26 protein-coding genes and 2 pseudogenes are annotated in these 25,266 nt (G+C 72.1%); 12 read left to right on the top strand and 16 right to left on the bottom strand.

Going from position 1 to position 25,266, the window contains the following annotated elements:
- Nucleotides 1-178: pseudogene (locus JYK17_RS41400) on the top strand (phosphatase PAP2 family protein); the annotation flags it as partial.
- Nucleotides 179-339: 161 nt separating this feature from the next.
- Here the strand turns inward: JYK17_RS41400 and JYK17_RS32570 are convergent.
- Entirely contained in the window at nt 340-555 is a 216-nt protein-coding gene (locus JYK17_RS32570) for an I78 family peptidase inhibitor (protein ID WP_128803474.1), read from the bottom strand.
- A gap of 427 nt (nt 556-982) precedes the next feature.
- Here JYK17_RS32570 and ctaD point away from each other — a divergent pair.
- Nucleotides 983-2,656 (top strand): annotated as a pseudogene (ctaD, locus tag JYK17_RS32565) (aa3-type cytochrome oxidase subunit I); the annotation flags it as partial.
- Here the strand turns inward: ctaD and JYK17_RS32560 are convergent.
- The 4 genes from JYK17_RS32560 to JYK17_RS32545 form a co-directional block, all read right to left on the bottom strand.
- Nucleotides 2,550-3,590 carry a helix-turn-helix transcriptional regulator gene (locus tag JYK17_RS32560; RefSeq protein WP_108012000.1) on the bottom strand — a complete coding sequence of 347 codons (1,041 nt, stop codon included), beginning with the start codon at nt 3,588-3,590 and terminating at the stop codon, nt 2,550-2,552. The pseudogene ctaD and the gene JYK17_RS32560 overlap by 107 nt on opposite strands.
- A 12-nt stretch (nt 3,591-3,602) precedes the next feature.
- A complete protein-coding gene (locus JYK17_RS32555) occupies nt 3,603-4,421 on the bottom strand; it encodes a hypothetical protein (RefSeq protein WP_108012002.1) in 819 nt (272 codons plus the stop codon).
- A gap of 85 nt (nt 4,422-4,506) precedes the next feature.
- Nucleotides 4,507-5,805: an ABC transporter substrate-binding protein gene (locus JYK17_RS32550; protein WP_222811775.1), complete on the bottom strand. Its 1,299-nt coding sequence runs from the start codon at nt 5,803-5,805 to the stop codon at nt 4,507-4,509.
- Nucleotides 5,774-6,349: an MTB12 C-terminal domain-containing protein gene (locus JYK17_RS32545; RefSeq protein WP_128803472.1), complete on the bottom strand. Its 576-nt coding sequence runs from the start codon at nt 6,347-6,349 to the stop codon at nt 5,774-5,776. Before JYK17_RS32545 ends, JYK17_RS32550 begins: the two co-directional genes overlap by 32 nt.
- Nucleotides 6,350-6,491: 142 nt before the next feature.
- Here JYK17_RS32545 and JYK17_RS32540 point away from each other — a divergent pair, with 142 nt between their 5' ends.
- The 3 genes from JYK17_RS32540 to JYK17_RS32530 are packed head-to-tail and all read left to right on the top strand — an operon-like array spanning nt 6,492 to nt 10,371.
- Complete coding sequence (locus JYK17_RS32540; protein WP_222811774.1) at nt 6,492-6,968, top strand: hypothetical protein; 477 nt, start codon at nt 6,492-6,494, stop codon at nt 6,966-6,968.
- Nucleotides 6,968-9,664: an ABC transporter permease subunit gene (locus JYK17_RS32535; protein ID WP_108012069.1), complete on the top strand. Its 2,697-nt coding sequence runs from the start codon at nt 6,968-6,970 to the stop codon at nt 9,662-9,664. Before JYK17_RS32540 ends, JYK17_RS32535 begins: the two co-directional genes overlap by 1 nt.
- Nucleotides 9,661-10,371, top strand: a complete 711-nt coding sequence (locus tag JYK17_RS32530; protein ID WP_108012006.1) for an ATP-binding cassette domain-containing protein — start codon at nt 9,661-9,663, stop codon at nt 10,369-10,371. Before JYK17_RS32535 ends, JYK17_RS32530 begins: the two co-directional genes overlap by 4 nt.
- On the opposite strand, the gene JYK17_RS32525 is transcribed toward JYK17_RS32530, so the two are convergent.
- Both JYK17_RS32525 and JYK17_RS32520 read right to left on the bottom strand, forming a co-directional pair.
- A complete protein-coding gene (locus JYK17_RS32525) occupies nt 10,271-10,954 on the bottom strand; it encodes a transglycosylase family protein (RefSeq protein WP_108012007.1) in 684 nt (227 codons plus the stop codon). The two genes, JYK17_RS32530 and JYK17_RS32525, sit on opposite strands and share 101 nt — an antisense overlap.
- A gap of 111 nt (nt 10,955-11,065) precedes the next feature.
- Nucleotides 11,066-11,755 carry a transglycosylase family protein gene (locus tag JYK17_RS32520; RefSeq protein ID WP_108012008.1) on the bottom strand — a complete coding sequence of 230 codons (690 nt, stop codon included), beginning with the start codon at nt 11,753-11,755 and terminating at the stop codon, nt 11,066-11,068.
- A gap of 534 nt (nt 11,756-12,289) precedes the next feature.
- Here JYK17_RS32520 and JYK17_RS32515 point away from each other — a divergent pair.
- On the top strand, nt 12,290-13,072 hold the full coding sequence (locus JYK17_RS32515; protein ID WP_108012009.1) for a DUF8842 C-terminal domain-containing protein: 783 nt from the start codon (nt 12,290-12,292) through the stop codon (nt 13,070-13,072).
- 74 nt (nt 13,073-13,146) lie between these two features.
- The gene (locus JYK17_RS32510) at nt 13,147-13,545 is read left to right on the top strand and encodes a hypothetical protein (protein WP_181362440.1); all 399 of its coding nucleotides are present in this window, start codon (nt 13,147-13,149) and stop codon (nt 13,543-13,545) included.
- A 70-nt stretch (nt 13,546-13,615) separates the two neighbouring features.
- Here JYK17_RS32510 and der read toward each other — a convergent pair whose 3' ends face one another.
- The 5 genes from der to aroH form a co-directional block, all read right to left on the bottom strand.
- Nucleotides 13,616-15,094, bottom strand: coding sequence for a ribosome biogenesis GTPase Der (gene der / locus JYK17_RS32505; protein WP_108012010.1), 1,479 nt, complete (start codon nt 15,092-15,094; stop codon nt 13,616-13,618).
- 49 nt (nt 15,095-15,143) lie between these two features.
- Nucleotides 15,144-15,866, bottom strand: a complete 723-nt coding sequence (locus tag JYK17_RS32500) for a lysophospholipid acyltransferase family protein (protein WP_372465348.1) — start codon at nt 15,864-15,866, stop codon at nt 15,144-15,146.
- Nucleotides 15,824-16,510 (bottom strand): (d)CMP kinase, encoded by a 687-nt coding sequence (cmk, locus tag JYK17_RS32495; protein WP_222811773.1) that lies wholly within the window; start codon nt 16,508-16,510, stop codon nt 15,824-15,826. The genes JYK17_RS32500 and cmk overlap by 43 nt, the downstream gene beginning before the upstream one ends.
- A gap of 128 nt (nt 16,511-16,638) precedes the next feature.
- The gene (locus JYK17_RS32490) at nt 16,639-17,724 is read right to left on the bottom strand and encodes a prephenate dehydrogenase (RefSeq protein WP_108012013.1); all 1,086 of its coding nucleotides are present in this window, start codon (nt 17,722-17,724) and stop codon (nt 16,639-16,641) included.
- On the bottom strand, nt 17,721-18,089 hold the full coding sequence (gene aroH, locus JYK17_RS32485) for a chorismate mutase (RefSeq protein WP_108012014.1): 369 nt from the start codon (nt 18,087-18,089) through the stop codon (nt 17,721-17,723). Before aroH ends, JYK17_RS32490 begins: the two co-directional genes overlap by 4 nt.
- 258 nt (nt 18,090-18,347) lie before the next feature.
- Here aroH and JYK17_RS32480 point away from each other — a divergent pair, with 258 nt between their 5' ends.
- The 4 genes from JYK17_RS32480 to JYK17_RS32465 all read left to right on the top strand — a co-directional run bounded on the left by JYK17_RS32480 (nt 18,348) and on the right by JYK17_RS32465 (nt 21,035).
- Nucleotides 18,348-19,007, top strand: coding sequence for a hypothetical protein (locus tag JYK17_RS32480; RefSeq protein ID WP_108012015.1), 660 nt, complete (start codon nt 18,348-18,350; stop codon nt 19,005-19,007).
- A gap of 276 nt (nt 19,008-19,283) precedes the next feature.
- Nucleotides 19,284-19,868, top strand: coding sequence for a DUF6529 family protein (locus tag JYK17_RS32475; protein WP_108012016.1), 585 nt, complete (start codon nt 19,284-19,286; stop codon nt 19,866-19,868).
- A complete protein-coding gene (locus tag JYK17_RS32470) occupies nt 19,865-20,275 on the top strand; it encodes a Rieske (2Fe-2S) protein (RefSeq protein WP_108012017.1) in 411 nt (136 codons plus the stop codon). The genes JYK17_RS32475 and JYK17_RS32470 overlap by 4 nt, the downstream gene beginning before the upstream one ends.
- Before the next feature lie 22 nt (nt 20,276-20,297).
- Complete coding sequence (locus JYK17_RS32465) at nt 20,298-21,035, top strand: nucleotidyltransferase domain-containing protein (protein WP_128803467.1); 738 nt, start codon at nt 20,298-20,300, stop codon at nt 21,033-21,035.
- On the opposite strand, the gene JYK17_RS32460 is transcribed toward JYK17_RS32465, so the two are convergent.
- From JYK17_RS32460 to JYK17_RS32450, 3 genes are read right to left on the bottom strand one after another with little or no spacing between them, the layout of a single operon-like run.
- Nucleotides 20,967-21,716 carry a nucleotidyltransferase domain-containing protein gene (locus JYK17_RS32460; protein WP_222811772.1) on the bottom strand — a complete coding sequence of 250 codons (750 nt, stop codon included), beginning with the start codon at nt 21,714-21,716 and terminating at the stop codon, nt 20,967-20,969. The genes JYK17_RS32465 and JYK17_RS32460 overlap by 69 nt on opposite strands.
- A gap of 3 nt (nt 21,717-21,719) precedes the next feature.
- Nucleotides 21,720-22,742 (bottom strand): ADP-ribosylglycohydrolase family protein, encoded by a 1,023-nt coding sequence (locus JYK17_RS32455; RefSeq protein WP_108012020.1) that lies wholly within the window; start codon nt 22,740-22,742, stop codon nt 21,720-21,722.
- Complete coding sequence (locus JYK17_RS32450; protein WP_108012021.1) at nt 22,739-23,470, bottom strand: NUDIX hydrolase; 732 nt, start codon at nt 23,468-23,470, stop codon at nt 22,739-22,741. The genes JYK17_RS32455 and JYK17_RS32450 overlap by 4 nt, the downstream gene beginning before the upstream one ends.
- Before the next feature lie 96 nt (nt 23,471-23,566).
- Between JYK17_RS32450 and JYK17_RS32445 the strand changes: the two genes are divergently transcribed.
- Complete coding sequence (locus JYK17_RS32445; protein WP_108012022.1) at nt 23,567-24,481, top strand: DUF72 domain-containing protein; 915 nt, start codon at nt 23,567-23,569, stop codon at nt 24,479-24,481.
- Between the two features lie 157 nt (nt 24,482-24,638).
- Here JYK17_RS32445 and JYK17_RS32440 read toward each other — a convergent pair whose 3' ends face one another.
- On the bottom strand, nt 24,639-25,196 hold the full coding sequence (locus tag JYK17_RS32440) for a TIGR03086 family metal-binding protein (protein WP_222811771.1): 558 nt from the start codon (nt 25,194-25,196) through the stop codon (nt 24,639-24,641).
- Nucleotides 25,197-25,266 lie beyond the last annotated feature (70 nt).

The following is a 25,266-nucleotide window of genomic DNA, read 5'->3' as shown; positions in this document are numbered from 1 at the left end:
CTCGCCGGGCCGCACGGCCCGGGCACCCGCCTACCCCTACCTGGCCCAGGGTCCGCACACGGCCCGCTCGGAGCGCACACCGGTCACCCCGGCCGGCAGCCGCCGCCCACCGCAGTCGGACCGCGTCGGGCGCGGCGCCACGGCCTCGACGGCGGCCCGGCCCGCGACGGGCGCCTGACCGGCACAAGGACAGCGGGGTCGGTACGCACAACCACCCCCGCACCAGGAAGGCCCCGGTTCCGCCCAGGAACCGGGGCCTTCGTCGTGCATCGGCCGCCTCCGTCGTACGGGGGCCGCGTTCGTCGTGCAGCCGGGCGGGCCGGGGCCCGGAGCGCCTTCTCAGCCCTTCCAGGCCCGCACCACGCGGTCGTCCTCGACCTCGAAGTTCATCCGGCCCACGCGGTACTCCATGGTGATGATCGCCCCCGGCGGCAGCGAGCGGACCGTGGACCATCCGCGGTCGCGGGCGAGCCGCTCGGCGCCGGCCGCGTCGAGGCCGACGTAGGCGTCGGGACTGTCCTGGGGCTCCGCCTGCGGAGTGGGAATCGGTGCCATGCCGCCACGCTAGGCCCTGTCCGGCGGGCAGGGAAGCGGGGCTGGGCCCACGCGGCCCGTATCCCCCTCCGGTCACACTTCTGTCACAGGACCACGACACGCGTTTCCAGCCCGCTCCGTCACCCGAACGGACGCTTCCGTACACCTTCTGCAGGCAATCGAACGTAATTGCCGCGTGTCGCGAACGCTCTTCCAATTCCGCGGCGGAAAGTGCCGTCAGAACTGACTCCGGAGTTCTTTCCCGACCGCTTTCGGGCAAGTCCGCGGGAGCTGACAGAGCATAGGAAATCCATGGCTCCAGCACAGAACCCCCGCACGCCCCCTGTCGGAGCACACGGCCACGCGAGCATCATGGCGTGAGCTCGCGGCCAGGTGTCCGCGGGTTGCGGCGGACCCGGGGCGCAACGAGCGAAGGGGCGAGCGAGCGATGGGGACCCAGACCGTACACACGGCGGCGCGACCGGTGCCCAGTCGGCAGGGGCGGGTGGTCGTCGACTGGCTGACGACCACCGACCACAAGAAGATCGGCCACCTCTATCTGATCACCTCGTTCGCCTTCTTCCTGATCGGCGGGGTGATGGCGCTGCTGATGCGCGCCGAACTCGCCCGGCCCGGGCTGCAGATCATGGACAACCACCAGTACAACCAGTTGTTCACGATGCACGGCACGATCATGCTGCTGCTCTTCGCGACCCCGATGTTCGCGGGCTTCGCCAACGAGCTGATGCCCCTGCAGATCGGCTCCCCCGACGTCGCCTTCCCGCGCCTGAACATGCTGTCGTACTGGTTCTTCCTGTTCGGCGGGCTGATCGTGTTCGGCTCGCTCTTCGTTCCCGACGGGCCCGCCGCCTTCGGCTGGTTCGCCTACGCGCCGCTCAACAGCGAGACGCACTCCCCCGGCGTCGGACCCGATCTGTGGATCATGGGTCTGGCGCTGGCGGGCTTCGGCACGATCCTCGGCGCGGTCAACTTCATCACCACGATCATCGGGATGCGCGCCCCCGGCATGACGATGTTCCGGATGTCGATCTTCACCTGGAACACGCTCTTCACGTCGATCCTGATCCTGATGGCGTTCCCGGTGCTCGCCGCGGCGCTGCTGTGTCTGGAGGCGGACCGGCGGTTCGGGGCGCAGGTCTTCGACGCGTCCAACGGCGGAGCCCTGCTGTGGCAGCACCTGTTCTGGTTCTTCGGCCATCCCGAGGTCTACATCATCGCGCTGCCGTTCTTCGGCATCGTCACGGAGATCCTCCCGGTGTTCAGCCGCAAGCCGCTCTTCGGCTATCTCACGCTGGTCGGCGCGACCATGGCGATCACCGGTCTGTCGGTCGTGGTGTGGGCCCACCACATGTTCGTCACCGGCGGGGTGCTGCTGCCGTTCTTCGCCTTCATGACGTTCCTGATCGCCGTGCCGACCGGCGTGAAGTTCTTCAACTGGATCGGCACCATGATCAAGGGCTCGCTGTCCTTCGAGACCCCGATGCTGTGGGCGACGGGCTTCCTGGTGACCTTCCTGTTCGGCGGTCTGACCGGGGTGATCCTCGCCTCCCCGCCGCTGGACTTCCATGTCTCGGACAGCTACTTCGTGGTCGCGCACTTCCACTACGTCGTCTTCGGCACCGTCGTCTTCGCGATCTTCGGCGGGTTCTACTTCTGGTGGCCCAAGTTCACCGGCAAGATGCTCGACGAGCGGCTCGGCAAGATCCAGTTCTGGACGCTGTTCGTGGGCTTCCACACCACGTTCCTGGTGCAGCACTGGCTGGGCGCGGAGGGCATGCCGCGCCGGTACGCGGACTATCTCGCCGCGGACGGCTTCACGGCCCTCAACACCATCTCGACGATCGGCGCCTTCCTGCTCGGCATGTCGACGCTGCCGTTCCTCTACAACGTCTGGAAGACCGCCAAGTACGGCCAGAAGGTCGACGTCGACGACCCCTGGGGCTACGGCCGCTCCCTGGAGTGGGCGACCTCCTGCCCGCCACCGCGGCACAACTTCACGACCCTGCCGAAGATCCGCTCCGAGTCCCCGGCGTTCGATCTGCACCATCCCGAACTGGCCGCGGTGACGCCTCAGCCCGAGCCAGAGAGCGAGCAAGCCGGTCCCGGGCGGTCCTGATCGCCTCGGTCAGCTCGGCCGGCTCCAGCACCTCGAACTCGAAGCCGGTCAGCATCACGTGAACCACCATCACGTCCAGGCTCGCGGCTCCCGTGCGCAGCAGGCAGGCGTCAGGACCGTCTGCCTCCAGCTGCCCCGCGCTCGGTGAGATCCGCTCAGTGGCCTCCTCGATCGGCACCAGCAGCCGGACGAGCGCGTGCGAGGCGTACGCGCGCGTCGAGACGCCCCGGGAGACGTAGGCGGCGAGGTCCTCGGCGGGCGGGGTGCGCGGGGTGAAGCGCGGGCCGTGCGGCGGCTTCGGCGTGATGCGGTCGACGCGGAACGTACGCCAGTCGTCGCGGTCCAGGTCCCAGGCGACCAGGTACCAGCGGCGCTCGCTGCACACCAGGCGGTGCGGTTCGACGGTGCGGCGGGTGGCGGTGCCGCCGTGGTCGCTGTACTCGAAGCGGAGGCGCTCGGCGTCCCGGCAGAGGTTCGCCAGCGCGGTCAGCAGGGCCGGGTCGACGGCGGAGGACTGCGGGCCGCGCAGCATCGGCACGGTGAAGGCGTTCAGGGCGCTCACACGGCGCCGCAGACGCCCCGGCAGGACCTGCTCCAGCTTGGCGAGCGCGCGTACGGAGGTCTCGCCGATGCCCTCGATGCCCTGTCCGGCGGCCGTGCGCAGCCCGACGGCGACGGCGACCGCCTCGTCGTCGTCCAGCAGCAGCGGCGGGAGTTCGGCGCCGGCGCCCAGCTGGTAGCCGCCGCCGGTGCCGGGGCTGGCGTTGACGGGGTAGCCGAGTTCACGCAGCCGGTCGACGTCCCTGCGCACGGTGCGCGGGGTGACACCGAGGCGGTCGGCCAGATCGGCGCCGGACCAGTCCCGGTGGGCTTGGAGGAGCGAGAGCAGCCGCAGGAGTCGTGCCGAGGTCTCCAACATGATCCGAGTCTGTCAAAGGGCCTCACCGGGCGCGGCGCACGCGGTGACGGACACCGACAGGTCGTTGTCCCGCGTGTAGTACGGCCCGGCCTCGACCGGTCCGTACGGCCCGTCCACGCGCACGCGTGGATACGTGAACACCGGCTTCTTGTCGGCCACGTCGTCGAGCAGCCGCGCGAGCCGCACCTGCGGCCCCGTCTCCCCGGCGGGCCGCAGCCACAGGTCCCACACGCCCGGCTCCAGGGCCGCGTACACCACCTTGAGGCGGAACTCGGCCCGGTCGGCGAGGACTTCGGTCCGCAGCACCGGCACGGGCGCGTGCCGGGCGCGCACCTCGGCGTGGGCGTGCGGGCCGAGCCCGGTGCCGTACACCCGTCCCCGCACGCTCAACACGCCCTGCTCGACGTGCAGTTCGCCGACTTCGGCGTGCGGGGCGCGCAGCCAGCTGCGGACGCTGAGCCTGCCCTGACGGGTGGCGTACGGGATACGGACGGCGACGTGGCCGCGGGCGGCGCCCGGGGTGCGGGCGGCGAGCGAGCGCAGATCGGTGACGCCGGGCGCGAGGCGGCGCGGCTCCCCGGAGGCCACGCGCGCGTAGGCGTCCCAGCGGCCCTCGGGGAGGGCGACGCTGCTGGGCAGGGCGGCACGCAGCCGGCCGTCCCCGGCCGGGGTCAGCGGCAGGCAGACCTCCTCGTGGCCCTCCCGCAGGCGCAGCACGAGCAGGGCGGGGCCGGTCTCCCCGGACGCCGGCACGTCGAAGGTCAGCCCGCCCGCCGAGTCGGCGATGCAGTCGGCGCGCAGCGGTGCGGCCTGCGGGGCCAACGTCGTCATCCGGTCAGGCTCCTTCCTCCCTCGCCCTGTGCTGCCCGGTCAGACCGGTACCGGGGCCCTTTGGTTGCGTTCCGTCGCGGCGGATCTACGGCTGGTAGGGCAGCTGCGGCACGTCGAAGCAGGTGCTGTTCATGTCGCCCTGGGACACCCATCCCTTGCCGTCCTGCCAGCGGGCCACCGACAGACACGTCCTGCGGTGCTTCGGCGGCTCGGCCAGCCGCTCGAAGCGGACCGGGAGCAGCAGTCCGCCGGCGGTGTAGTTCTCGCTGCGGTTCATGGAGGCGTCGACGCACGCGCGCGTGATGCCCGTCCTCGCACACGACCTGGCCGCGTCGGTGAACCACATGGCGGCCGCCCAGCCCTCCAACTGCCACTGGGAGTGCGTCTTCAGGCCCTTGGTGGCGTTGCGGAACCGCCGCACGGCCGGGTCGCTCGTGTCGTCGTAGTTGCGGCTGGAGCCGGTCGCCCACAGGGCGTTGCGGCAGCGCGGGGAGTCCTTGTAGTCGTCGGGGACGGTGGACGTCCAGTTCTGGACGTTGGTGACCTTGGCGATCACCTCGGCGCCGGCCTCGTCCATCGCCTTGCACAGCTGGGCGTTGCCGTGGGTGTCGATGGCGTCGAAGACGAGGTCGGCGCCCTGCTCCTTCAGATCGGCCGCAGCGGCACGGAAGTTGGGCAGCGCGAAGTCGACCTCCTCGGTGACCACCTTGTAGCCCTCGGCCTTGAGCCCCTGCTCGACGAGGCGGGCGTAGGAGGCGGACGCGGCCTGGTTGTACGACACCACGGCGGCCGTGCGGGCGCCCTTCACGCGCTTGAAGTAGCGGTAGACCTCCGTGCCGCCGTAGAGCTTTCCGCCCCAGCCCGGGGTGCCGTCGCGGGGCGCGAGGCTGCCGTAGATGCCATACAGGTGCGGCCAGGTGTCGTAGGCGGCCCCGATGGGCTGGCCGCCGATGTCGGGCACGCGCGCGTGGGAGACGCGGGGGGCGCCCGCGTAGTCCAGCGCGGTGGTGGCGACCAGGGCGACCACCTTGTCGTCGTCGATCAGCTTGTGCACGCAGGAGTTGTCGCCGACGCCGCTGCCACCGTCGTCGCACTCGTGCACCTCCACGGGGTGCCCGTCGATGCCCCCTTGGGCGTTGAGCCGGTCGAACCAGGCCTTGGCGCCGTCGCGGGGGCCGGTGAAGGTGTTGCCGCCGACCGGGCTGGTGGCGCTGGTGACGATGCCGACGCGGACCGGCGCGGCGCTGCTGGGCGCGGGCGCGGCGGTGCGGCCGCCGTGCTCGAAGTCGCTCTCCGGCAGCCGGCTGCCGCAGGCCGTGCCCACGAGGAGCAGCAGCACCGCGGCAGCGGTCTCAGCAGCCGGGGAGAGCCGACGCCGAGGCATTTCCGCTCATGCCGACCAGTGCGCACAGCGTGTTCACGGAGACCTTCCAGGTGCCGTTCTGCTCGACGGCCGTCCCGGTGGCGCCCGGCAGTGCGGTGGCCCCCTTCAGGGTGAGGTCGTAGGTCACGTTCGCCCTGGCAGGTGAGGTGAACTCGACCTTCGTCACCTTCGCCTGCACCTGCCCGCCGCGCTGGTCACCGCTGAACGCCTGCATGACCGGGCCCATCCGGTCGCCGTTCTCCAGGACCGCCTGCTTGTCCTTCATGGACGTGGCCGGGTCGAAGAACTTCTTCCAGTTCTGCTGGATCTGCTTCGTCGCGGCCGTCGGGTCGGCCGGTGCCGTCGCCGGGGCGCTCGTCGTTTTCTCCACGGACGGGGTGGGAGGCGCGCTCTGGCTGCCACCACCGCTGTCGTCGCTGCATGCCGCGAGGACCGGGGCGAGGACGAGTACGAGGGCGGTCAGCGCCGCCGCGCCCCGGCCCGCCGCCCGTGGGCCGCGCCCCCTTGGTGCGTTTGTGCTCCTGAGGTCGCTCCCGAGAACCATCTGGCTCACCACCGGGTGTTGTCCGGGCAAGGTGCGCCCGGTGCTTTCAGGGTCGGCTTGCAGAAGGCATAGTGCAAGTCCATTGGCTTACATGGAAGAGCAGCAGGCATTTGGGCAAGAACGCGACGTGCGGGAGCCAGCGATGCGGACAGGCCGACTGCGAACCGTGCACCCCGTCCTGTGGGCCGGCTGGGCCGCGCTCGCCGCGGGAGCGGTGCTGTGCGTCATCGGCTGGTACGGCATCTCGGGCGAGCGCTTCGCCGAGCGCCAGCTGCCCTACCTCGCCTCCTGCACGGTCCCCGGGGCGGCGCTGATCGTCGCCGGGGCGGTGCTGCTCACCCAGGGCCGCAACGCGCTGGCGGCCGCGCGCGTGGAGGAGCTCTACGGCCTCCTGGTGGCCGCCGGATCCGCCGACACCGACGACGCCGGGCGCGCCGCGGCCCTGCCCCTCGCGGTCAGCGGGGACCTGCTGATGGTGCCGGGCGGCACACTGTGGCACCGTGCGGACTGCCCGCTGGTCGCCGGCAAGGTGGAGGCGGTGCCGGTGGACGCGAAGCTGCTGGTCGGCGGCGAGCTGGGCCCGTGCCCGATCTGCGACCCCGCCGGCGAAACCGGCTGATGTCCTCACTGACGTACGACCTCACGCTGGCCGGTCTCTCGGTCGGCAGCGCGGCGGCGCTCACCGGGATCGGCCTGGTGGTGACCTACCGCGCGACCGGCGTGCTCAACTTCGCCCACGGCGCGATCGCGATGGTGTGCGCGTATGTGCTGCGGCAGTGCGTCGTCGAGTGGGGCTGGCCGCTGTGGCTCGGGGCGACCGTCACGCTCGTCGTTCTGGCCCCGGCGATCGGCGTGGTGCTGGAACGGTTCGTCTTCCGTCCCACGGCGGTCCTGGGCGGTGATCCGGCCCAGACCCTCGTCGCGTCCATCGGCGTCTTCGTGCTCCTGGTCGGCGGGGCGGCGCTGGTGTGGGGACAGGGGGCGCGCAACGACGCGCCCGAGCTGGTGTCGGCGGATCCCTGGGGCCAGTTGGGTGTGGTGCTCGTGCTGGCGGTGGGGGTCGGGGCGGTGATCCGCTGGACGCGGTTCGGCACGGAGCTGCGGGCCGTGGTCGACGACCGGCAGCTGGCGGTGCTCGGCGGGATCGACGCGGACCGGGTGGCGGCGGCCGGCTGGGCGTTCGGCTCCTTCACGGCGGGTCTGACGGGTGTGCTGCTGGCGCCGTATGTCCGGCTGGATCCGTACGGGATGCCGCTGCTCGTCATGGAGGTGGTGGCGGTCGCGGTGGCGGCGCGGATGCGCAGTCTGCCGGTGGCCGTCGTCGTCGCGCTGGGCATCGGCGTCGCGCAGAGCCAGTTGACGCGGCTGCATCCGCCGGGCTGGGGCGCGCCCCTGCTGCAGGCGGTGGGCGCGAACCTGTTCGTCGTCGCCCTGCTGGTGGCGGCGCTGGCACTGCCCCGCATCGGCACCCGCGACGCGCTGCCGCGCACGGCCACCGCGCGCGTGCCGACGCCGCCGGGGGCGTGGACCGTGGCGGTCGTGCTGTTCCTGCTGCCGCTGGGTTTCGCCGGCTCGGACCTGCACACGTCGGTCCAGGTTCCGGCGCTGGGCGTGGTCCTGCTCTCGCTGGTGGTGGTCACCGGTCGCGGCGGCCAGATCTCGCTGGGGCAGGCGGCGTACGCGGGTCTGGGCGCCCTGTTCACGGCGCTGCTCGCGGCGGGCCGCTTCCCGGGCCTGCCCCGGCTGCCCGAACTGGCCGCGCTCGCGGTGGCGGTGGTGCTGGTCGCTCCGCTCGGTCTGCTGACCGGCTGGCCGGCGATCGGCCGCCGGGGCCTCGCGCTCGCGCTGGCGACGTTCGCGGTGGGCGTCGGGGTGAGCCGCTTCGTATTCGCCCAGCCGTACGCCACCTCCGGGCTCTCGCTGGGGCGCCCGGCGGGCTTCGAGGGCGACCGCGCCTACTACGTCCTCGAACTGGCCCTGCTGGCGGCCGCCCTGCTGGCGACGCGGGCGCTGCGCACCGGCCGTACGGGCCGTGCGCTGGCGGCCATGCGGGACCACGAGCCGGGCGCGTCGGCGGCGGGCGTCCACGTCCCCTCGCTCAAGCTCCTGGCGTTCGTCGCGGGCGCCGCCCTGGCCGCCCTCGGCGGCGGCATGCTCGGCATGGGGCTGCGCGCCTTCGACCCGGGCGCCTTCGACCCCGTCCGCGGCCTGCTGTGGTTCGCCGCAGTGGTCGTACTCGGCGCGGACAGCACCCTGGGCGCCCTCCTCGCAGCGGCACTGCTGGTGGGCCTCGACGCGGGCGCCCGGGGCGGCGTCGCGGCAGCCCTGATCGGCGTACTGGCAGTGCTGGTGGGCCGCTTCCCGGGCGGCCCGTACGAGGCCCTCAGAACAGCGGCGCAACGCCTGCACCCACGCCCCGAGTCCCGCCTGACACCGGTGGGTTTGCGGGCAGCAAGACAGCTACGGCCGAGACAGGCAGCCGTACGACCGAAACCGGCACCCGCCGATGGCGCTCGACCCCCACAAGGGCCACCCGCACCCGACAACGAAAGCGAAACGGGCGGTGCGGGTGGCACCACAAACCCGGCCGAAGGCCGGGTGCACCCCCACGCCCCCGCACCAACCCTCAAAGCCCAGGCCCTACACGCCCGCTACGGCACCTTCACCGCCCTGAACGGCGTGGACCTGGACGTACCCCCCGGCCGCATCACCGCGATCGTAGGCCCGAACGGCGCAGGCAAAAGCACCCTGTTCCACTGCCTGGCAGGAACCCTCCGCCCCACCCAGGGCCACGTACGCCTCGGCGAAAAAGACATCACCCACCTCCCCACCCACACCCGCACCCACCTCGGCATCGCCCGCACCTTCCAGCAACTGTCCGTCTTCCCCACCCTGACCGTCGCCGAGAACGTCCGCGTGGGCGCAGAACAGGGCCGCATCCACGACCCGGCAGCCGCAGAACGCGCCCTCCGCCTGCTGGGCCTGGACGGCGCGGTCCGCTCTCTCCCCGCCGCCGGGTTGCCGACCGGCACCCTGCGCCGCGTGGAGCTGGCGCGAGCCGTGGCCGGAAGTCCCCGCGTCCTGCTGCTCGACGAGCCGGCCGCCGGCCTGGACAGCGGCGAAGTCACCGCGCTGGCCCGCGTGCTCAGGGCTCTCGCGGCCGACGGGGCCGCCCTCCTCGTGGTGGAGCACGACCTCGACCTGGTCGCCGACCTCGCGGACGTCGTGCATGTGATGACGGCGGGCCGCATCGTCGCCTCGGGCCCGCCCGGGCACGTGCTCGACGCCCTCGGCGCCACGGAGGCGGGCGCATGACGATCTCGCTGCGCCACGCGCGCGTGCGCTACGGCCCCCTGGAGGCCCTGCACGGCGTCACCCTCGCCGCCCCCGGCCCCGGCCTCACCGTGCTGCTGGGCCGCAACGGCTCCGGCCGTACGACGGCGTTGCGCGCGCTGGCGGGAACCGTGCCGCTGTCCGGCGGCGCGGTGGTGTGGGACGGTGCCGATGTCAGCCGGATGCCGGCCTACGAGCGGGCCCGCCGCGGGCTGTGCCTGGTCCCCGAGCGGCAGGCCGTGTTCGCGTCCCTGACCGTGCGCGAGAACCTGGACCTCACGGCCCGCGAGCACGAGGTCGCCCTGGAGGCCTATCCGCAGCTGGGGCCGCTGCTGGGGCGCCGGGCCGGCACTCTCTCCGGTGGCGAGCAGCGCATGCTGGCGCTCGCCCGCGCCCTGCTGGCACGCGCGCGCGTGGTGCTCGTCGACGAGCCCGCCCAGGGCATGTCGCCCGCGGTCGCGGCGCGTACGTACGAACTGCTGGCCGGTCTCGACGCGTGTGTCGTCGTCGCCGAGCAGCGGTTGCCGCCCGGGCTGCAGGGCCGGCCCGGGGTCCTGGTGTACGAACTGCGCCGCGGCGCCGTGGTGTTCAGTGGAGAGGCGGCCGAGCTGGAGCGTCGTCGAGAGGCGGGCCGAACTCGGCGCGGGCCCGGTGCGGCTCCCCGTCGAGGGCCGGGTCCTCGGGGGTGAACGCCGTCGTACCGGGGCTCACCTCGTCCGTACCGCCGCCGGTCATGTCCTCGTCGGTCCCGTCGTTCCCGTCGGTCCCGTGGAGCGCCTCCCAGATGCCGCCGACGCCGAGCAGTTCCGCGATCGAGGACAGCGTCCGGCCGGGCCGCACCTTGAGCACCCGCCCTTCGAGCCCGTACCGGTCGGAGCAGACGGGCCAGGAGCCCCAGCCCTGCTCGGCCAGCACCTTCTTGGCGACGGCGATCTGCTCGTCGCGCGTGGCGAGGTCCGCGCGCGCGGCGTACTTCAGCCCGCCGAACGCCCGCCAGGTGGGCTGCGAGAACTGCAGGCCCCCGTAGTAGCCGTTGCCGGTGTTGGCGTTCCAACGGCCGCCGCTCTCGCACTTCGCGACGCAGCCCCAGGGCCAGTGGTCCTTGGCGCAGTCGTGGGCCACGCGCGTGGGAAGCACTCCGCGCTGCGGGGGCGGCGCTGCCGCCCGGGCGGTGGCGGGGGCCGAAAGGCCGCACAGGGCGGCGGCCAGAACCAGTGCGATCGGCGTGCCGTACCTGCGGGGCGCGCCTTGCCTGTGGTGCGTGCGCAACATCGGGCCACGGTAAGCAGCGGGCGGCCCGGGACCGCTCCGGCGCGTCGTGTGCGCCGAGGGGCCCCACCCAGTCGGACGACCGGAGGGGCCCGTGTGCGGTGCGGGGGCGGCTCAGAGGTCGAGCTGCTGCCCGGGCACGATCAGATCGGGGTCGGCGCCGATGACGGCCTTGTTGGCGGCGTACAGCTTCTGCCAGGTCGTCCCGTGCCGTGCGGCGATCCTGCTCAGCGTGTCGCCACGGCGGACGGTGTAGTCGCCACGGGACTCTCCGCGCGCCGTGTGGCCCGTCGAACGTGCCGGCGCCTTCGACGGCTTCTTCGACGGGGCTGTCCTGGTCGGCTTGGCCGATTTGGTGGACCCGGCTGACTTCGTGGTCACCGAGGCCGAGGATGCGGGTGCGCTTCCGTACGCACCGGCCCGTGCCGAACAGACGGGCCAGGCGCCCCAACCCTGGGCGCGCTGGACCTTGGAGGCCACGGCGATCTGCTGCCCCTTGGATGCCTGGTCGGCGGTGGGCGCATAGGCCGTGCCGCCGTAGGCGCGCCAGGTGCCGGCGGAGAACTGGAGCCCGCCGTAGTAGCCGTTGCCTGTGTTGATGTGCCAGTTGCCGCCGCTCTCGCACTGGGCGATGCGGTCCCACACTCCGTTGTCGGCAGCCGCGGCGTTCCCGGCCGCGGCGAGCAGTCCGAGCGGGGCGGCGAGCAGCGCGGCCCCGGCGAGGACCGCCGTCGTACGACCCGGCGTCCTGCGTGCGTTGTCGTGACGAGCGCTGCCGTGAGTGGTATCGGCACATTCGGACATGAAGTTCCCTCTCGAACAACCCGGGGTCCCCCAGAGCGAGGCGCGCCTCCCACCCACCTGAGTGGTCGTCACGCTCCGTCCCGTCCGCCGGAGGTGGTGCTGAGCCGGCTTGTTCGGCCGACGGACGTACCCGAGCGGTGCTCGTTGCACACGGCGGAGGAATGTAGAGAGCCTGTCGAGGCGTCAGCAACCAACTGCTTGTCATTCCAGGCCAGTTCGCCATTACCGCGGGTAACGACTTTTTTCGGCCACCCATTTCATTCGTGCATTTCATGATTTGTCGACCGGAGACCGGGACGATCTGTGACTCACCTCACGAAACCAACTTCCTTGGATTTCCACGGACTTGACGGTGAGTATCCGATTCCGCACCTGCGGTGACCCTGCGCGGTGGATGGTTCGATTCCGTTCGGCTTGGGGCGTGACTCCCGCCACAGATCGCCCGTTGTCTTCTTCATGAGCCCGGGCCCACCCGGTTCACGGGCCGGGAGCCACCCGGCCCCGCCGCGCACCACGACCCCGAGGGAGCCACCCGTGCCGCGCATGCTCGACGTCAGCGACGAGGTACGTGCCGAGATCGGCGACGACGAAGCCGACCGGCTGCTCGCCGGAGACAACGCCCCGGGCAGTTACGACTGCACGTCCTGCCGCACCCCCGGCGACTCCGCGCAGGAGCGCACCAGCACCGTCCTGTTCATCGGCGAGGAGACCGCGGTCCTCGCCTTCGCCCATGCCACCTGTCTGCCCTCGCAGGTCGTCCAGGTCACCGAGGAGCAGCTCCGCGGTGCCGTGCGGTCCATCTCCGGGGACGGCGTGGACCTGGACCCGGCGCAGGTCGTCCCCGAGCAGGCCGTGCTCGGGGTGACCAGCGGACTCGTCCTGATCGGCGGCGAGTTGCACCCGGCGCTGGTGGTCGAGCCGACCGGCCCCATCGTGCGGCCGGGCACGACGGGGGCGGGCGACGACTTCCTGCCGCTGCTCATCGAGCAGGGCTTCATGCCGCTGACCCAGCTGAACGAGGTGCCGCCGGTGCTGCACGGCTGGTCGGTGCTGCTCGCCATGGGCCAGCTGCACGCCGTGCTGCAGCCCGGCAGCAACGGCACGCAGCCGGTGGCGTGGTGGCAGGCGCACCAGCCGCTGCAGGTCACCGAGGGCTGGCGGACCGCCGCCAACAAGCTGCGGCAGGTGCTGCTGTTCGCCGCGCCGGTGGGCTCCATCGGGCGCCAGCCGCGCGAGGACCTGTTGCGGGACGCGTTGGACAAGGCGGCGGCCAACGGGCAGTTGGTCGGTGTCGCCATGCCTCTCGCGGGGACGTGAGTGCGCCCTCGGCGTGCACCCGACGGGGCCGGCGCCGACCGCATCCCTTGAGTTCCGGGGTCGTTTGGACATACGTGCACGCATACGAAGTCCCCCGCCGCCAGCCCCTCCAGCCGATCCCGTCCGCGCGGTCGGCCCAGGACAACTCGGGCGGCCCCTCGGCCACGCCCATCTACGACGCGCTCTACGCCGAGTGGGTCAGGTCCTTCCGCACGCTGCCGGGTGACCGCAGCGGCGAGGAGGAGCTGGGGTTCACCGCCTTCGGGAACATCCCGCGCAGTACGGGACTGCACACCAGACACCGCCCGGGGTCGTTCAGCAGCTCGTACAGCGCCTACAGCGCGGGCGCCGTCAGCGCACGGCAGCAGTCGCAGTGGCAGCGCGTCGGGTCGACCGGGCAGCAGGGCACGGGCATGCACCAGCTGCCGGCCGCGCTGCCGCCCGGCCCGCGCGGAAGCAGCGCGAGCAACTGAGGCGCGACGCGTCCTCGGCGACGTGTGGGAGGGGCGGTCCCGGCCGGGACCGCCCCTCCCACACATGGCGCTACTTCTTCTTGCCGCGCTTCTCGCGCACCCGCACGGAGATGTGGATGGGCGTCCCCTCGAAGCTGAACTCCTCGCGCAGCCTGCGCTCGATGAAGCGCCGGTAGCCCGCCTCGATGAACCCGGAGGCGAACAGCACGAACCGCGGGGGCTTGGTGCCCGCCTGGGTGCCGAACAGGATGCGGGGCTGCTTGCCGCCGCGGACCGGGTGCGGGTGGGAGGCGACCAGCTCACCGAGGAAGGCGTTCAGCCGGCCGGTGGGGACCCGGGTCTCCCAGCCCGCCAGAGCCGTCTCGATCGCCGGGACCAGCTTCTCCATGTGGCGGCCGGTCTGTGCGGAGACATTGACCCGGGGCGCCCAGGAGACCTGGCCGAACTCGGTCTCGATCTCCCGCTCCAGGTAGTAGCGGCGCTCCTCGTCGAGGGTGTCCCACTTGTTGTACGCGATGACCATGGCGCGTCCGGCGTCGACGGCCATGGAGACGATGCGCTGGTCCTGCACCGAGATGGACTCGGAGGCGTCGATCAGGACGACCGCCACCTCGGCCTTCTCGACCGCGGCCGCGGTGCGCAGCGAGGCGTAGTAGTCGGCGCCCTGCTGCAGATGGACGCGCTTGCGGATACCGGCCGTGTCGACGAACTTCCAGGTGACACCGCCCAGTTCGATGAGCTCGTCGACCGGGTCGCGGGTGGTGCCCGCCATTTCGTTGACGACGACGCGCTCCTCCCCCGCCACCTTGTTCAGCAGGGAGGACTTGCCGACGTTCGGGCGGCCGATCAGGGCGATTCGGCGCGGACCGCCGATGCCGCCCGCGCCGAACGTCTCGCGCGGCGCGTCCGGCAGTACTTCGAGCACGGCGTCCAGCATGTCGCCGGTGCCGCGGCCGTGCAGCGCGGAGACCGGGTGCGGCTCGCCGAGGCCCAGCGACCACAGATAGGCCGCGTCCGCCTCGCCGCTCTGCCCGTCCACCTTGTTGGCGGCCAGCACCACGGGCTTGCCGGCCTTGCGCAGCAGTCGTACGACCGCCTCGTCGGTGTCGGTCGCGCCGACCTTGGCGTCGACGACGAACACGACGGCGTCGGCGGCGTCGATCGCGTACTCCGCCTGGGCGGCCACGGAGGCGTCGATGCCGAGGACGTCCTGCTCCCAGCCGCCGGTGTCGACGACCTTGAAGCGGCGGCCGGACCACTCCGCCTCGTAGGTCACGCGGTCGCGGGTGACGCCGGGCTTGTCCTCGACGACCGCCTCGCGGCGGCCGATGATGCGGTTCACCAGAGTCGACTTGCCGACATTGGGGCGGCCGACGACGGCGAGGACGGGCAACGGGCCGTGACCGGCCTCCTCGATGGCGCCCTCGACGTCCTCGGGGTCGAAGCCCTCCTCCGCGGCGAGCTCCATGAACTCCGCGTACTCGGCATCGCCAAGCTCTCCGTGGTCGTGCTCCTCGAAAGAGCCCTCGGAGTGGATGTGGTCGTTCATGAAGTCCGTACCTCGTCGTTCATCGTGGTGGTCGGTGGAGCACCCGGTTCTACGGGGTTGATCCACTACTCAGTGTCGCCCGGCGGCCGGTGAGCCGCCTGGCGTTTTCCAGGTGCGCGGTGAGCTGCTTCTGGATGCGTTCGGTCGCCTCGTCGAGCGCCTTGCGCGTACGCCGTCCCGTGCCGTCGCCCGCCTCGAACGGGTCGCCGAAGACCACGTCGATACGGCTGCGCAGCGGAGGCAGCGCCTTTATCAACCGTCCGGGCCGCCCGGAGCTTCCCAGCACGGCGACCGGCACGACCGGGGCGCCGCTGCGGACGGCGAAGTAGGCGAGTCCGGCGCGCAGGGAGGCGAAGTCGCCCTCGCCGCGGGTGCCCTCCGGGAAGATGCCGAGGACCCCGCCGGCCGACAGGACGTCCAGCGCCCGCGTGATCGCCCCGCGGTCGGCGATCGACCGGTCCACCTTCAGCTGGCCGATGCCCAGCAGGAACGGGTCGAGCGGGCCGACGAACGCCTCCTTCTTGATCAGGAAGTGCGTCGGCCGGGGCGCCACGCCCATGACCATGGGGCCGTCTATGTTGTGCGAGTGGTTGACGGCGAAGATCACCGGGCCGGTCGCGGGCACCTTCCAGGCGCCGAGGACGCGGGGCCGGTACAGGCCGTACATCAGGCCGACGCCGATGCGCCGCCCGACCTCTGCGCCCTTCTCGGAGGGAACGGGGGCTCCGGTCACTTTCCGGCCCGCTTCTCCTCGACGAGGGTGACGACGCACTCGATGACCTGGGCCAGCGTGAGTTCGGTGGTGTCCACCTCGACCGCGTCGTCCGCCTTGGCGAGCGGCGAGGTCTTGCGGCCCGAGTCGGCCGCGTCGCGCTTGATCAGGGCCTCGCGGGTGGCGTTGACGTCGGAGCCCTTGAGCTCGCCGCTGCGGCGGGCGGCGCGGGCCTCGGCGGAGGCGGTCAGGAAGACCTTCAGATCGGCGTCCGGCAGCACGGTCGTACCGATGTCACGGCCCTCGACCACGATGCCGGCCTTCGCGGCGGCGGCCACCGAGCGCTGCAGCTCGGTGATCCGGGACCGCACCTCGGGGACCGCGCTGACCGCGCTGACCTTGGCGGAGACCTCCTGGGTGCGGATCGGTCCGGCCACGTCCACGCCGTCGACCGTGATCGTGGGGTCGGCCGGGTCGGTGCCGGAGACGATCTCGGGCTTGCCCGCCACGGCGGCGATCGCGGACGGGTCGTCGATGTCGATCCCGTTGTTCACCATCCACCAGGTGATCGCCCGGTACTGGGCGCCGGTGTCCAGGTAGCTCAGGCCGAGCTGCGCGGCGACGGCCTTCGACGTGCTCGACTTGCCGGTGCCGGCGGGGCCGTCGATGGCGACAATCACGGGCTGGGCAGCGCCGTTTTCCACGGGGGGACACCTTCCTGGTGCGGTGCGACGGGGGTGGCGGGGCGCGATCGTGCCCCGCACCAGGTTACTGGGTCCCTGGGCGCCCTCTTACAGACGGATGATCGGCTCACGGTCGCTGCCCCGCGGGATCACTGCCGGATCGCCCAGCCCCGCTCCCGCAGGGCCGCCGTCAGGACCGGCGCCGCCTGCGGCTCCACCATCAGCTGCACCAGACCGGCCTGCTGCCCGGTCGCGTGCTCGATGCGTACGTCCTCGATGTTGACCCCGGCCCGGCCGGCGTCCGCGAAGATCCGCGCGAGCTGGCCCGGCTGGTCGTCGATCAGCACCGCCACGACCTCGTACGCCCGCGGCGCGGAGCCGTGCTTGCCCGGGACCCTGACCTGTCCGGCGTTGCCGCGCCGCAGCATCTCCTGGATGCCGCTCGTGCCCTCGAGGCGCTTGGCCTCGTCGGAGGACTGCAGCGAGCGCAGCGCCCGCACGGTCTCGTCCAGGTCCAGGGCGACGTCGGAGAGCAGGTCGGCGACCGGTCCGGGGTTCGCGGACAGGATGTCGATCCACATCCGGGGGTCGGAGGCGGCGATCCGGGTGACGTCCCGGATGCCCTGGCCGCACAGTCGTACGGCCGCCTCCTCGGCGTTCTCCAGGCGCGCGGCCACCATGCTGGAGACCAGGTGCGGCATGTGCGAGACCAGGGCCACGGCGCGGTCGTGCGCGTCGGCGTCCATGACCACCGGCACGGCACGGCAGTGCGAGACCAGCTCCAGGGCGAGGTTGAGCACCTCGGTGTCGGTGTCCCGGGTCGGCGTGAGCACCCAGGGGCGGCCCTCGAAGAGGTCCGCGGTGGCCGCCAGCGGGCCGGACTTCTCACGGCCCGACATCGGGTGGGTGCCGATGTAGGCGGCCAGGTCCAGGCCCAGTCCCTCCAGCTCGCGCCGCGGGCCGCCCTTGACGCTGGCCACGTCGAGGTAGCCGCGGGCCACGCCCCGGCGCATCGCGTCCGCCAGCACGGCGGCGACGTGGGCGGGCGGGGCGGCGACGATCGCGAGGTCGACCGGGCCCTGGGGGGGCTCGTCGGTGCCGGCGCCGAGCGCCGAGGCCGTACGGGCCTGCTCGGGGTCGTGGTCCGTGAGGTGCACGGTGACGCCCCGCTGCGACAGGGCCAGGGCGGCGGACGTGCCGATGAGCCCGGTGCCGATGACGAGCGCGGTTCTCACTGGGCGATGTCCTTGCGCAGAGCGGCCGCCGCGCCCAGGTAGACGTGGGCGATGTCGGAGCGGGGCCGGTCGGACTCGATGTGCGCGAGGACGCGGACGACGCGGGGCATGGCGCCCTCGATGTCCAGCTCCTGGGCGCAGATCAGGGGGACGTCGGCGAATCCGGCGCCGAGCTTGCGGGCGGCGGCCGCCGGGAAGTCGCTGTGCAGGTCGGGGGTGGCCGTGAACCAGACGCTGATCAGATCGTCGGCGGTCAGGGCGTTGCGCTCCAGGATGGCGGTGAGCAGGGCCCCCACCTGCTCGTCCATGTGGCCGGCCTCGTCCCGTTCCAGTTGGACGGCTCCCCGGACCGCTCGTACCGCCACGGCTCGACTCCTTGCTGCTGTTCGGATCGGCTTTACGACCGTCCAGCGTAGTCAGCCCGTGACGAGCGGGTACGCGGCGCCCGCCCGCTGAGACGGGACGGCGCCGCGTACACCGCTCGCCGCGAGTACCGGAGACATCGCCAATGTCTCTGAATCGACCCAATTCCGCTACTTGGCGCCGGACGCCCCTCTGCGCCTCTTTACGCCGGGCCCGCGGTCCGCTCTGATGGCAGCACCATCGCCTCGGGGGAGGTCCGTATGAAGCGTCCTGGACCGCTGATCACCTTGCTCGCGGGACTGCTGCTCGGCCTGTTCATGCTGTCGCTCAACGCGACGACGGGGACCGAAGCCGTCTCGTCCACGCCGAAGAAGAAGCCGCCGACCGTTGCCGCGTCGCCGGCTCCCACGAAGACCGCCACGCCGCCCAGCCCCTCGCCGTCGCGGGTGTCCGTGCCCGACGCGAGTTACGCCGGACGGACGGACGACGACTCCTCCGCCGTCGCCGTGACGGTGCGCGACCGCAAGGCGATCGCGTACTTCTGCGACGGCCACGCCAAGGAGTCGTGGCTGAAGGGCGACGTCAGGGACGACGGCAGCATGCGGCTGACCGGCAAGAACGGCGACGTCCTGAACGGCACCCTCAAGGACGGCAGGCGCATCCGCGGCACGGCCGACGTCGGCGGCGGCCACTACGGCTTCACCGCGAACAGGGCCAAAAAGCCGGGCGCCCTGTGGCGCGCCACGACCACAGTGCGTGGGGCGAAGCTCGACGGCGGCTGGATCGTCCTGCCGGGCGGCAAGCAGGTAGGCATCCTCACCCGCGACGGAACCCCCGGCGCCGCACCGCCCATCGACCCGACAACGGGCGCGGTAACGGTCGACGAACAACACCTCACGGCACGCCCGGCCACCCCCTGACGGGGCAAGACGCTGCACCGGCCCGAAGGACCGCACACCCCGGCCACCGGCCCCGAGACACCAGGCGCCCCCACCGCCACCCCTGCACCACCGCGCACCTCTGTCAGCCGAACCATGGCACCCCGCCGACCCGGAACCACCGCACACCCTGCCAACCCTCAACCACCGCACCCCACGCCACCTCCCGGCACCCACGGCGCGCCGTCTCACCGCCTCGCGGCGACGGCGTCCGTCCCGTCGTCAGCCGACACCACCGTCCGCTCCAGGGAGCCGACCATGACCGTCGACCCGAACGCCGCCACCCAGGGATTCCCCTCGCCCGAGCCCGTCCGTCGCCCCGCCGGCGCCGTCCGCTATCTCGTCCCGGCTCTCGCCGCCGCCGCGGTGGCCGTCGGCCTCGGTGTGTACGGGCGGGTCCACGACCCGGCGGGGACCGCCTTCAACCTCGCCGGCTTCAGCAGCACGGGGGCGGTGAAGTCATGGCTGGCGACGACCGCGTTCTTCTTCGCGCTCGTCCAGCTGGTGAGCGCCCTCATGGTCTACGGCAGGCTGCCGGGCCCGCGCTGGGCGTCGAAGCTGCACCGCTGGTCGGGGCGGATCGCGTTCCTCGTGGCGGTCCCGGTCGCCGTGCACTGTCTGTACGCGCTGGGTTACCAGACCTATGAAACGCGCGTTTTGCTGCATTCCATCCTGGGTTGTTTCTTCTTCGGTGTTTTCAGTGCAAAAATGCTTCTGCTCCGCTCCGAGCGGCTTCCCGGCTGGCTGCTTCCGCTCGTCGGCGGGCTGGTCTTCACGGCGCTCACCCTCATCTGGCTGACCTCCGCCCTCTGGTTCTTCCGTACGTTCGGAGTGACGACATGACCCACCGCTCGACCCGTCGCACGGTTCTCCTCGCGACCGGCGCCGCCACGCTCGCCGCCGGCTGCAGCAATTACGGCGACAACAACGACTCGGGATCGTCCTCGGTGAACGCCTCCAGCGGTCAGGAGCTGGCGAAGACGTCCGACATCCCGGTCGGCGGCGGCAAGATCTTCAAGGACGAGAAGGTCGTGGTGACCCAGCCGAAGAAGGGCGAGTTCAAGGCCTTCTCGGCGATCTGCACCCACCAGGGCTGCACGGTGAGCGCCGTCGCCGACGGAACGATCAACTGCCCCTGCCACGGCAGCAAGTACAAGGTGGCCGACGGCTCGGTGGCCCGCGGCCCCGCCCCGAAGCCGCTGGCCGAGCAGCAGATCAAGGTGAAGGGAAATTCCATCAGCCTGGCGTGAGGCGCCGCGTACGCTCCCGTTCATGCGCCCCGAGACCCTGGTCCGCGACCACACGATCTACGCCTGTGTCATGGGTTCGCGCGCCTTCGGTCTGGCGACGGAGGGCAGCGACACCGACCGCCGGGGCGTGTTCCTCGCTCCCACCGCTCTGTTCTGGCGTTTCGAGAAGCCGCCGACCCATGTCGAGGGTCCGGCCGAGGAGCAGTTCGGCTGGGAGCTGGAGCGCTTCTGCGAGCTGGCGCTGCGCGCCAACCCGAACATCCTGGAGTGCCTGCACTCCCCCTTCGTCGAGTACGTCGACGACACCGGCCGTGAACTGCTCGCGCTGCGCGAGGCGTTCCTGTCCCGGCGCGCCCACGGGACGTTCACCCGCTACGCACTCGGCCAGCGCAGGAAGCTGGAGGCGACCGTCCGCGCCCACGGCACCCCGCGCTGGAAGCACGCCATGCACCTGCTGCGTCTGCTGATGAGCTCCCGCGACCTGCTGCGCACGGGCGCCCTGACCCTCGACGTCGGCGACCAGCGCGAGCCGCTGCTGGCGGTCAAGCGGGGCGAGGTCTCCTGGCCCGAGGTCGAGTCCTGGATGAACCGCCTGGCGAACGAGGCGGACGAGGCCGCCCTCCGCAGCCCGCTGCCCGCCGAGCCGGATCACCGCCGGGTGGAGGACTTCCTCGTCCGGGTGCGGCGCGCCTCAGCGCTCCAGCCGGATCCGTACGACGAGGTCGTGCAGGGCGTCGTGGACGGCCGGGGCGTCGGGTAGCGCGGAGGCCGTCTGTGCCTCGTCCAGCACGACGTGCAGCCGCTCCACGTCGGCCTGCACGCGCGCGTGGTCGACGTCGGCCTTCCCGTGCTCCTGTTCCGCCTTCGCGGCGATCAGGTCCGCGAGGTAGGCGGGCGCCTCCATCTCGCCGAGCAGCGTGGGCAGATGGGCCCGCACCTGCCCGCTGCGCATCAGATGGATGCCGGTGAGCAGCACCCGGAAGGTGTAGAGCAGCGGCTTCAACTCGCCCGTCTTGTCGAACAGTCGCCACTGCGTCCGCGCGAACCCCCGGTAGTGATGGGCGTGATGGCGGGTGACGACGGCGGGTGCGAGGGCCGCCAGCTCCCGGTGGGCATCGGTGGTGTGCACGACCAGGGGCGAGAGCAGCTGCTCCAGCACATAGCCGTTGCGGCGCAGCATCAGGCGTACGAACTTGCGCAGGTCGTGGGTGACGAGATCCATCTCCACGCCGTCCCGGTCCCACATCCGGGACCGGGTCTCCTCGGGCTCCCGCAGACCCACGAGGTCCGCGGTCGGCAGCAGATGCGCGCCGCGCAGGTCCACGTCGGAGTCGCGGGACGGGAAGCCGTACAGATGCGCGCCGGAGACGGTCGCGAACAGCACCGGGTCGGGCTGCTCGGCGACCACCGCCGTCAGGTCGAGGGGGAGAGTGCCGATCATGGCTCAAGAGTCCCAGAGGGCCCCGAGGGTCACCAGGTCGCTGCCGTACTCGATGCGGTCGGCCCACTCGGTCGGCCATGCCTCCGCGCCGAGCCGGGCGCCCGCGAAGGCGCCCGTCAGTGCGGCGATCGAGTCCGAGTCGCCCGAGGTGCAGGCGGCCCGCCTGATCGCCGTGACGGGTTCGTCGGCGAACTGCAGGAAGCACAACAGGCCGGTCGTCAGGGCCTCTTCGGCGATCCAGCCCGCACCGGTGGCCAGGCACGGATCGTTCTCCGGCGAGGCCGTGCGCACGGCCTCCTGAAGGCGGCCGAGGATCTCCAGACACTCGTCCCAGCCGCGCGCGATGAACGCCTCCGGGGAGGCGTCATGGGCCCGGGTCCACAGGTCGCCGAGCCAGGGCTCGTGGTAGCGGCTGCGGTTCTCCCGTGCGTACGAGTGCAACTGGCCGACCAGTCCGGCCGGTTCGGCGCCCTCGGCGAGCAGTCGTACGGCGTGGGCGGTGAGGTCGGAGGCGGCGAGTGCCGTGGGATGCCCGTGCGTCAGCGCGGACTGCAACTGGGCGGCGCCCGCGCGCTGTTCCTCGCTCAGGCCGGGGAGGAGGCCGACGGGTGCCACCCGCATGTTGGCGCCGCAGCCCTTGGAGCCGATCTGGCTGGCGTCCTGCCAGGCGCGGCTGTCGTCCCGCAGCAGCTCGCAGGCGCGCAGACAGGTGTTGCCCGGCGCTCGGTTGTTGTCCGGCGACTCGTACCACCGCACGAACTCCTTGCGCAGCGGCCCTTCGAGACTCTCCGGTTCGAGCACCCCGCGGTCGGTGGCCGTCCGCAGCGCGTGTCCCACGGCCAGGGTCATCTGTGTGTCGTCGGAGACGATCGCGGGTGTCGGCAGCGGCATCTGCCGCCATGGCCCGAACTTGGCGATGATCCCGGGAACGTCGTTGAACTCGGTCGGGAAGCCGAGCGCGTCCCCGAGGGCGAGACCGGTCAACGCCCCGGTGGCGGCTTGCTTGTCGACGATGTCGAAGGTCATGCGGGGCGTCCTTCCCGGGACGGTCGAAGAAGGGGCGGGTGCAGGGCGGTGGCCGGACCCGCGCGGTAGACGGCCGCGGGCTTGCCACGGCCGCCGGTGAGCCGGGCGCCACCCGGCACGGGGTCGACGAAGCCGGGTGTGGCGAGCACCTTGCGGCGGAAGTTGGGCCGGTCGAGGGTGGTGCCCCAGACCGTCTCGTAGACCCGCTGCAGCTCGCCGAGGGTGAACTCGGGCGGGCAGAAGGCGGTGGCGAGACAGGTGTACTCGAGCTTGGCGCCGACGCGTTCGTGGGCGTCGGCCAGGATGCGGTCGTGGTCGAAGGCGAGCGGACCGGCCGAGTCGTACGGCAGCCAGCTCGCCTGTGCCGCGTCGGTGCCGGCCTGCGGCTCGGGGGCGTGCGGGAGAAGTGCGGTGAAGGCCACGGAGACGACCCGCATCCGGGGGTCGCGGCCGGGTTCGCTGTAGGTCCGCAGTTGTTCCAGGTGGAGTCCGGTGACGTCGGCGAGGCCCGTCTCCTCGGCGAGTTCGCGCCGGGCGGCGGTCTCCGCGGACTCGTGCGGCTCCACGAAGCCGCCGGGCAGCGCCCAGTGGCCGGCGTACGGCTCCTGTCCGCGCTCGACGAGCAGTACCTGCAGGGCGCCGTCGCGGACGGTGAGGACGGCGAGGTCGACGGTGACGGCGAAGGGCTCGTAGGCGTACTTGTCGTAGCCCGCCCGGTCGAAGGTCATGTGCGCCCACCCCCTGTTAATGGTCATCACGACTATAAACAGGGTCGGGGTGCTTCCACAAGCCTTGAGAAGCCTTGAGCGGGTAACCGGGCTGCCATGGGCGAGATCCTGGTGGGCACGTGTTCGTGGACGGACCGAGCGCTGATCGGCAGCGGCTGGTACCCGCCGGGCCGCCGGGACGCGGAGGGCCGACTGCGGCACTACTCCGCGCAGTTCCCGATCGTCGAGGTCGACTCCGCCTACTACGCGATTCCCGACGCCCGGACGTGCCGGGCCTGGGCCGAGCGCACACCGCCCGGGTTCCTCTTTGACGTGAAGGCGTTCTCGCTGCTGACCGGGCACCCGACGCGCGACAACGTGATGCCGGACGGGCTGCGCCCCGAGCCGCGGGACCCGAAGGTGCTGGACGCGGTGTGGGAGCGGTTCACGGAGGGGATCGAGCCGCTGCGCGCGGCCGGGCGGCTGGGCAGCGTGCTGCTGCAGTTGCCGCCGTGGTTCCGGCCGGGCCGGCGGGCCGGGGAGTTCCTCCAGGAGTGTGCCGAGCGGACCGCGGGGTGGCCGGTCTCCGTCGAGTTCCGGCACCCCGGGTGGTGGCGCAGCACCTGGGCGGACGCGACGCGCGCGCTGCTCACCCGCTACGGCATGGCCGCCGTCGCCGTCGACATGACCCAGACACTCCCCACGTCCATCCCGCCCGTCACCCCGGTCACCACACCGCGGCTCTCGGTCGTCCGCTTCCACGGCCGCAACGCCGCCTGGGGAAAGGGAAGCAAGGAGGACCGCTTCCGGCACGACTACGCCGAGGACGAACTCGCCGACTGGCTCCCCCGTCTGCGCACCCTGGCCGGTCAGGTGAACCAGGTCCACGTCCTGTTCAACAACTGCTGCGGAGACGCCGCGGTCCGCGCCGCCGAGCACATGCGACGACTACTCGCCGCCACCGGCCCCACCTCCGCCGACGTCCGCAGCGCCGACGAGCAGCAGCCCACGAGGCCGACGGGCGAACCGTAACCGCACGACGACCGAAACCGCGCCTCACCCCGGAAGGGAATCGCACCGGCCCAGGAAGGCAGCTGCTCGGCGCCACAGACCGCACATCCGCCGACGTCCACAGCAGCCCACGAGGCCGACGGGCGAACCGTAACCGCACGACGACCGAATCCGCGCCTCACTCCGGAAGGGAATCGCACCGCCCCAGGAAGGCCAGCAGACGTGCGTCGGGCCCCGCGCAGGCTGGCACGGCGAGCGCCTCGGCGAAGCGCACGCCTCGGTCCTCATCGGCCACCACGCAGCGCGCGACGGGCAGCAGTTCGCCGGCGAGTGAGGCCGGGATCGGTCGCGGGCGCCCGCAGGCCTGGGCGACGTCCCACCCGTGGACGGCGATCTCCACCGACCCCGCGGCGGCCATTACCCGTAGATCCAGCGGCAGTTCGCCCACCACGACCTGCTCCCCCGGCCCGGCGGCCCAGGCTCCGAGCACGGCGCACGCGCGCGTGCGGAACGCACACGCGGGGTCGGCCACCCCCGGCTGCCGGGGAAAGGGCCCGATCCGGCCGCCCGTCAGCCCTTCGTGCAGGGTGTCCAGGGAGTCGTGGAGATGCCCGAGCAGTTCCCCGAGGTCCCACTCCGCGCACGGTGTGACGCGTTCGAGGTTCCCCGGCCCCACCTCGGCGACACTGCCCAGCGCATAGGCGAGCGACCGCTCCAGCAGCTCCCCGGCGTTCACGACAGCACCCGAGGCAACGGAACACCCGCGCCAGGGGCCCTCAGTGGCTCCTCGGGCGCCTGTGACGGCT

This window comes from Streptomyces plumbidurans (assembly GCF_019857225.1).
GTDB classification, from domain to species: domain Bacteria; phylum Actinomycetota; class Actinomycetes; order Streptomycetales; family Streptomycetaceae; genus Streptomyces; species Streptomyces plumbidurans.
The sequence above is the reverse complement of the archived record's forward strand: the minus strand, read 5'-3'. Positions and strand labels throughout refer to the sequence as shown.

Bases quoted from the DNA above. Each gene is read 5' to 3' on its own strand.
- JYK17_RS32570 (WP_128803474.1), bottom strand. From the start codon at position 555: ATGGCACCGATTCCCACTCCGCAGGCGGAGCCCCAGGACAGTCCCGAC.
- JYK17_RS32560 (WP_108012000.1), bottom strand. From the start codon at position 3,590: ATGTTGGAGACCTCGGCACGACTCCTGCGGCTGCTCTCGCTCCTCCAA.
- JYK17_RS32555 (WP_108012002.1), bottom strand. From the start codon at position 4,421: ATGACGACGTTGGCCCCGCAGGCCGCACCGCTGCGCGCCGACTGCATC.
- JYK17_RS32550 (WP_222811775.1), bottom strand. From the start codon at position 5,805: ATGCCTCGGCGTCGGCTCTCCCCGGCTGCTGAGACCGCTGCCGCGGTG.
- JYK17_RS32545 (WP_128803472.1), bottom strand. From the start codon at position 6,349: ATGGTTCTCGGGAGCGACCTCAGGAGCACAAACGCACCAAGGGGGCGC.
- JYK17_RS32540 (WP_222811774.1), top strand. From the start codon at position 6,492: ATGCGGACAGGCCGACTGCGAACCGTGCACCCCGTCCTGTGGGCCGGC.
- JYK17_RS32535 (WP_108012069.1), top strand. From the start codon at position 6,968: ATGTCCTCACTGACGTACGACCTCACGCTGGCCGGTCTCTCGGTCGGC.
- JYK17_RS32530 (WP_108012006.1), top strand. From the start codon at position 9,661: ATGACGATCTCGCTGCGCCACGCGCGCGTGCGCTACGGCCCCCTGGAG.
- JYK17_RS32525 (WP_108012007.1), bottom strand. From the start codon at position 10,954: ATGTTGCGCACGCACCACAGGCAAGGCGCGCCCCGCAGGTACGGCACG.
- JYK17_RS32520 (WP_108012008.1), bottom strand. From the start codon at position 11,755: ATGTCCGAATGTGCCGATACCACTCACGGCAGCGCTCGTCACGACAAC.
- der (WP_108012010.1), bottom strand. From the start codon at position 15,094: ATGAACGACCACATCCACTCCGAGGGCTCTTTCGAGGAGCACGACCAC.
- JYK17_RS32480 (WP_108012015.1), top strand. From the start codon at position 18,348: ATGAAGCGTCCTGGACCGCTGATCACCTTGCTCGCGGGACTGCTGCTC.
- JYK17_RS32475 (WP_108012016.1), top strand. From the start codon at position 19,284: ATGACCGTCGACCCGAACGCCGCCACCCAGGGATTCCCCTCGCCCGAG.
- JYK17_RS32470 (WP_108012017.1), top strand. From the start codon at position 19,865: ATGACCCACCGCTCGACCCGTCGCACGGTTCTCCTCGCGACCGGCGCC.
- JYK17_RS32465 (WP_128803467.1), top strand. From the start codon at position 20,298: ATGCGCCCCGAGACCCTGGTCCGCGACCACACGATCTACGCCTGTGTC.
- JYK17_RS32460 (WP_222811772.1), bottom strand. From the start codon at position 21,716: ATGATCGGCACTCTCCCCCTCGACCTGACGGCGGTGGTCGCCGAGCAG.
- JYK17_RS32455 (WP_108012020.1), bottom strand. From the start codon at position 22,742: ATGACCTTCGACATCGTCGACAAGCAAGCCGCCACCGGGGCGTTGACC.
- JYK17_RS32450 (WP_108012021.1), bottom strand. From the start codon at position 23,470: ATGACCTTCGACCGGGCGGGCTACGACAAGTACGCCTACGAGCCCTTC.
- JYK17_RS32445 (WP_108012022.1), top strand. From the start codon at position 23,567: ATGGGCGAGATCCTGGTGGGCACGTGTTCGTGGACGGACCGAGCGCTG.